Origin of the sequence: Protofrankia sp. Cr1 (assembly GCF_963555865.1) — a bacterium.
GTDB lineage: Bacteria > Actinomycetota > Actinomycetes > Frankiales > Frankiaceae > Protofrankia.
In genome coordinates, this window is record NZ_CAUVXO010000219.1 from 3,457 (window position 1) to 8,567 (window position 5,111).

Below are 5,111 nucleotides of genomic sequence, written 5' to 3' on the forward strand. Positions count from 1 at the left end.
TGCGGGCACAGGGGAGCCCGCGGGCACAGGGGAGCCCGCGGGCGCAGGCACGACCAGGCCCCGGTTATCGCGCCAGTGGCGCGAAAGCTTGAGACAGTTCCTCCGCGGAAATATCAAGATTGCTGACGAACGACTCGAAGGGTGCTATAGGCATCAGTTCGCTCACCGGCAGGCCATCCTGCGCGCACATGAGGTCCGTCAGCGCGGCCGTGTACGGCGCGTACCTTGACCGCCACCGTTGGAAGGTGGCTCGGGCCGTCCGATAGTCCCGTTCGGCGTGGATTCCGGCATCGGCCAGCCTGGCGATGGTCGTCCGGAAGGACCGCTCCTCCCGCCCGTACAGGCTCGGCGTTGAACGGACAGCACTGACCTGTAGGTCCTTGGCCATCGCCTGGACGAACGCGCAGCCCGCGACGAGCAGCGGGCGTGTCGGTGGCGGTTTGGTCCCCGGTGAGAGGGCATCCATGAGTGCCGCCACATCCAGGATGACCAGAGTCGCGTCCAGCCAGGACAAGTCGGGTGACGACGGCAGGGTGAGCAACTCGGGGTAGCTCGTGTGACTGACGCGGAGGTCCGCGATCCAGAGTTGCCAGGCGTTCATCATGCGATCCAGGGAATCCGGCGTTCCACCATGAATATGGGCGACGATGACGTCCTCGGCGTCCAGGCATGACCGAGCTTCGCAGGCCAGCGCCCACAGGAACCGTTCACGCCGCTGGTAGGCGGACGCAACCGCTGTGATCCTGGTCGCCAACACGATGAAGATCAAAATCAGGCAGCCGTATACCGCCAGTGGGAAGCCGTGGCCGGTCCATCTGGGATCATCGAGCTGGCCCAGCACGTATGGCATCGCGCGGATGTCAGCGGGAGCGGCCCCGACCGACGCCGCCAGCAGCGCCATCCCGACCACCGTGCCTGATGCCCACATGAGCGGAGGGAAAAGTAGCGCGATCGGGCTGACCGTCCTGAGGACCGCACGATGAATCCGCTTGCTGGGCAGCCTCCGGCTGATGCGCTGTGATCCACGGATCAGTACGGGTACCGTCGCGAAGACGAGCCGCGATGGCCGGCCGCGGGGTGCGACCGCGGTCCCAAGCACGCTGCGGCCGGTCACGGCCAGGACAACGAGCCCGCTCAGAAAGCCCGTGGTCGCCATCCAGGTGCTCACGGTCGTCTCCCCGGTCCACCCGTATCGGGCATGCAGGGAAGCGGCGTATCCCCGCTCCTTGTAATTGCCATTCCGATCGCCCTCCTGCGGCCTCGATGCACGATGCAAGGACCAGCTTGAGCCGCGGACTCCAAACGAAACAGAACGAGCTTATGCTGGTACTGAGAGTTCCAGACCGGGCGGTGCCAGTGCGCCGACAAAGAAACTGTCCTAGCGTCGGCACGCTGACGTGAACGCGTCGGCGCCCGCGTCCCAGGTCCGGCGCAGGTCGGAGCCGTCAGGATAGCGCCGGTCGAGCTCGAGGATGACCATGCCGTGAGCAAAGGACCATAGCGCCTGTGCCAGGTGGGGGTCGCCGGTCGCCAGGACGAACGGTTCGCCGGCCCAGGCCTCCAGACCCGGCGTCATCGCGGCGCGGGGCAGGCGGGAGCCGGTGGCCAGTCGGTACAGGTTTGGATGGGCAAGGCAGTATTCGCGGTATGCGGCAAGAACCGCCGGGATGACTCTGTGTGCTGTGCCGTGACGCACCGCCTCATGCAGGTCCTGGCCGATCTCGGTCAGCGCATCCTCGAGCAGGGCCAGCTCAAGCGCGTCCTTGCCGGGTAAGTGCTTGTAGATCGACGGCGCCTGGATGCCGAGCTCGGCGGCGAGGCGGCGCATGGTCAGGGCGGTCGGCCCGTCGGCTTCGAGCAGTCGCCGGCCGGCCGAAATAATCTCGATGGCGCGCGGGGTGAAGGCCCGCTGCCGGGCGGGCGCGGGTCGGGTCATGAGACCGGGTCGAGGACGAACACCGGATGCTTATGGGCGATCCGGGCAATCTCGTCATCGGACGAGTCCGCGCTGACACCGTCGAAGAACACTCCCACCTCAGCCTTCCAGCGGCGAAGATACGCGCGCAGAATAGGCGTCTTGGCCACATCGGCAACCTCGTGGGCGCTGCGGTGTTCCCGGCGGCGGCCGAGTAGGAGGTCGAGCTGGCCGTCGGCGGCGCGTAGATTGCGCACCCACTGGCCTTCACCGCGTGCCGAGACCAGATACTGCCTGTCGTCATGGGTGAGCACGTTGACGGGCACCTGACGAGGCTGCCCGCTGGTTCGTCCCCGCACCTCCAGGATGCGGCTGCCCCAGATGCTGACTCCGGCCCGGGTAAGGCGCATGACCAGGTTGTTGGCAATGTGTTGGGTGAACCATCCGGGCTTGCGGTAATGGGTCCTGGACGTCTCGGACACGGCGGGACTCCTTGCTCTCGAGCCTTCGTGCGAGCCTTCGTGCGAGCCATCGTGGCGTGGCTAACAGCGTTAGCAAGACGGTAGCTAACGGTGTTAGCTGGGTCAAGGTGGCCCTGCGCACGCCACCGCTCGTCCGAACCCCGCGCGCCACTGCTCGTCCCAACGATGTGACTTTCGTGCTGCTCCCATAGCAGCAGATTCACATCCTTCGGAGGCCAGGCCGGCGGGTATCCACTCCAGTGGGACAGCGCACCGTCAGCCCTGCAGGATCCATGACCAGATGGGCAGCGTGAGCAGGGACGCCGGCACCCCGACGCCGACCATCAGGCTCGGCAGCGGCGTCGCCAGGTCGTAACGGGTGGCGATCATCGCCCCGGCGACCATCGGTGGCATCGCGGTCTCGAACAGCGCCACCTGCACCCCGTGGTCGTCCAGAGAGCCGGTCAGGGCGTAGGCCCCGAACACCAGGGCGGGGCCGATGACGAGCTTGACCAGCAGGCCGATCGCGAGCTCCCGGCGCCAGGTTCGCAGCGCGCCGATGCGCAGCTGCAGGCCGATCGAGAACAACGCCAGCGGGGTGAGCGTCGAGCCGAGGGCCGTCAACGCCTCGGTGAGCCAGCCCGGAAACGCCACCGGACGCAGGATCAGCCCGGTCAGCAGCGCGATCAGGGCGGGCGCCGTGAACAGCCGACGGACGATCTCCATCCGGGTGACACCGGCCCCCGAGGCCGTGGCCGCCACCGCGATGACCACCGTCCCGACGATGACGAACGAGCCGAGCTGGTCGACGAGAAGCGCGACCGGTACCGAGTCCGCCCCGAAGAAGGCCGTGACCATCGGTATGCCGACGAAGGATGTGTTGGCCACAGCGGCGGTGACGATCAGCGCACCGACGACGTCCCGGCGCAGGCGCAGGACACGGCCGATGCAGAGAAACAGCGTCGCGCCGACGACGAACAGCAGGTACGGGCCGGCGATGATGAGCAGTAGATTGGCTGGGAACACCACGCTGTGTAAGACGCGGAGTGCCAGGGCGGGAAGGGCGACGTCGAGGACCCAGAAAGTGACCATCTGATGGGCGTCATCGGCCAGCTGGCCGCGCCGTCGTGCCGCGCTGCCCGCCACGATGCCCGCCATCAGACCAACGACCAGGACGAGTAGGGCGGACACGTCCGGCATCCTGTCAGGCGTTGGTCGGAACCCCACAGCGGGCCGTATTCGGCCGCGCCGGCGTTGCTGGATACGCTCGTTGCCGTCTGCGAAGAGTGCCCGGTCGAGGTGGGAACCGAATCGGCCGCCAGCCGCCTTTGCGTCCCGAGCCGCTCCGGAGGCCCAGCACAGTGTCTGCTTCAGTGTCCACGATCGCCTCGAACACCCTCGCGCTCGGCCCGAGCTTTCTGGATGCGCAGCATCTGGCCAAGGCGGGTCTGATCGTCGTCCTATTGATCGTTTTTGCCGAGTCCGGCCTGTTGGTCGGGTTCTTCCTGCCCGGCGACTCGCTGTTGTTCACAGTCGGTCTGCTTGTGTCCAACCACACGTTGTCCACTCCGCTGTGGCTCGCCTGTCTCCTGATCTCGATCGCCGCGATCCTCGGCGACCAGACCGGCTTCCTGTTCGGACGCAAGGTCGGCCCCACCCTGTTCCGGCGTCCCGACTCACGGCTGTTCAAACAGGAGAACGTGGAGAAGGCCCGCGACTTCTTCGAGCGCTACGGACCCCGTTCGATCATTCTTGCCCGCTTCGTGCCGATCGTCCGGACGTTCACCCCGATCATCGCGGGCGTCAGCGGCATGAACTACCGGCTCTTCAGCACCTTCAACATCATCGGTGGGCTGCTGTGGGGTAGTGGCGTCACAGTGATCGGATATTTCCTCGGCAAGGTCCACTTCGTGGCGGACAACGTGGAGGGAATCTTCATCGGGATCGTGCTGCTCTCGGTCATCCCGATCGCCTTCGAGCTGCTGCGGGCCCATCGCCGGGGGAACCGGCCAGCCCAGAGCTCGGACGCACCTCGACACTCGCCGCAGTCGCGTCCGCTGAGCGATCAGGACTGACACCGGCTACCCGCGGGCTGCGCAAGGACGGACTTGCGGGTGGAAACCGGGTCAGCTAGGCCCGTCGAACCGGCCCGGCGGCAGAGGTTCGGGCGGCCCGGGTTCCTCGTCCCGGATGGCATCAGGGCCGCAACCAGCGGCCCACACGGTCCGACACCGTTCGCAGTCCTCGGCCGCGCGGATGCCCTTGAGCGGATTACCTGGCCGACGTCGGGCGCGGCGGTGATCGGGACAGCGTAGTGAGACGAACGTCGCCAGAACGGGAGTCGCGTCAGCCACCGATCGTCCCTTTCCCTTGGCACACGGTGCAGTCGACTTCGTTCGAGCCGGTGAAGCCGCCTTCCTCGTCACGCTCCAAGGTGTCCTTGAGTACCTTGCCGGTACCGCGGCAGGTGTCGCAGGTCCGCAATCCAGCTTCCCGGCCGTCTTGCTGCCCGCGTCCGCCGAGCTCTCGTTTGCGCCTCTCGCGGCCCTTGTCCTGTGCCACGGCCGCCTCCACGGGTACTCATCGCCGTGACCGCCACGTTACGGACGGGGCAGGACGCTAGCAAGAGTGCATGAGGCCCGCGTTCTACGTGTCTCGTGTCGTGCTTGCGTGCTCGTCAGCTTGCTTTGGAGCGAGTAGCGAACTGGTCGAGCAGGGCGTCGATCCCTTCGACA

At 66.7% G+C, this 5,111-nt stretch carries 6 protein-coding genes; 1 reads left to right on the plus strand and 5 read right to left on the minus strand.

Going from position 1 to position 5,111, the window contains the following annotated elements; translation table 11 throughout:
- Nucleotides 1-64: 64 nt before the first annotated feature.
- From U9980_RS16690 to U9980_RS16705, 4 genes are all read right to left on the minus strand, one after another.
- Nucleotides 65-1,168, minus strand: a complete 1,104-nt coding sequence (locus U9980_RS16690; RefSeq protein ID WP_322768763.1) for a hypothetical protein — start codon at nucleotides 1,166-1,168, stop codon at nucleotides 65-67.
- Nucleotides 1,169-1,378: 210 nt separating this feature from the next.
- Nucleotides 1,379-1,936, minus strand: coding sequence for a TetR/AcrR family transcriptional regulator (locus U9980_RS16695; protein WP_322768764.1), 558 nt, complete (start codon nucleotides 1,934-1,936; stop codon nucleotides 1,379-1,381).
- The gene (locus U9980_RS16700) at nucleotides 1,933-2,397 is read right to left on the minus strand and encodes a nitroreductase family deazaflavin-dependent oxidoreductase (protein WP_322768765.1); all 465 of its coding nucleotides are present in this window, start codon (nucleotides 2,395-2,397) and stop codon (nucleotides 1,933-1,935) included. The genes U9980_RS16695 and U9980_RS16700 overlap by 4 nt, the downstream gene beginning before the upstream one ends.
- A 255-nt stretch (nucleotides 2,398-2,652) precedes the next feature.
- Entirely contained in the window at nucleotides 2,653-3,567 is a 915-nt protein-coding gene (locus U9980_RS16705) for an AEC family transporter (protein ID WP_322768766.1), read from the minus strand.
- Between the two features lie 170 nt (nucleotides 3,568-3,737).
- Between U9980_RS16705 and U9980_RS16710 the strand changes: the two genes are divergently transcribed.
- Nucleotides 3,738-4,451: a DedA family protein gene (locus tag U9980_RS16710; RefSeq protein WP_322768767.1), complete on the plus strand. Its 714-nt coding sequence runs from the start codon at nucleotides 3,738-3,740 to the stop codon at nucleotides 4,449-4,451.
- Nucleotides 4,452-4,722: 271 nt separating this feature from the next.
- On the opposite strand, the gene U9980_RS16715 is transcribed toward U9980_RS16710, so the two are convergent.
- Nucleotides 4,723-4,938 carry a hypothetical protein gene (locus U9980_RS16715; RefSeq protein WP_322752887.1) on the minus strand — a complete coding sequence of 72 codons (216 nt, stop codon included), beginning with the start codon at nucleotides 4,936-4,938 and terminating at the stop codon, nucleotides 4,723-4,725.
- Between the last annotated feature and the right edge of the window lie 173 nt (nucleotides 4,939-5,111).

What these genes read in the sequence shown, in the direction of transcription:
- U9980_RS16695 (WP_322768764.1), bottom strand. Translation starts at nt 1,936, where the DNA reads ATGACCCGACCCGCGCCCGCCCGGCAGCGGGCCTTCACCCCGCGCGCC.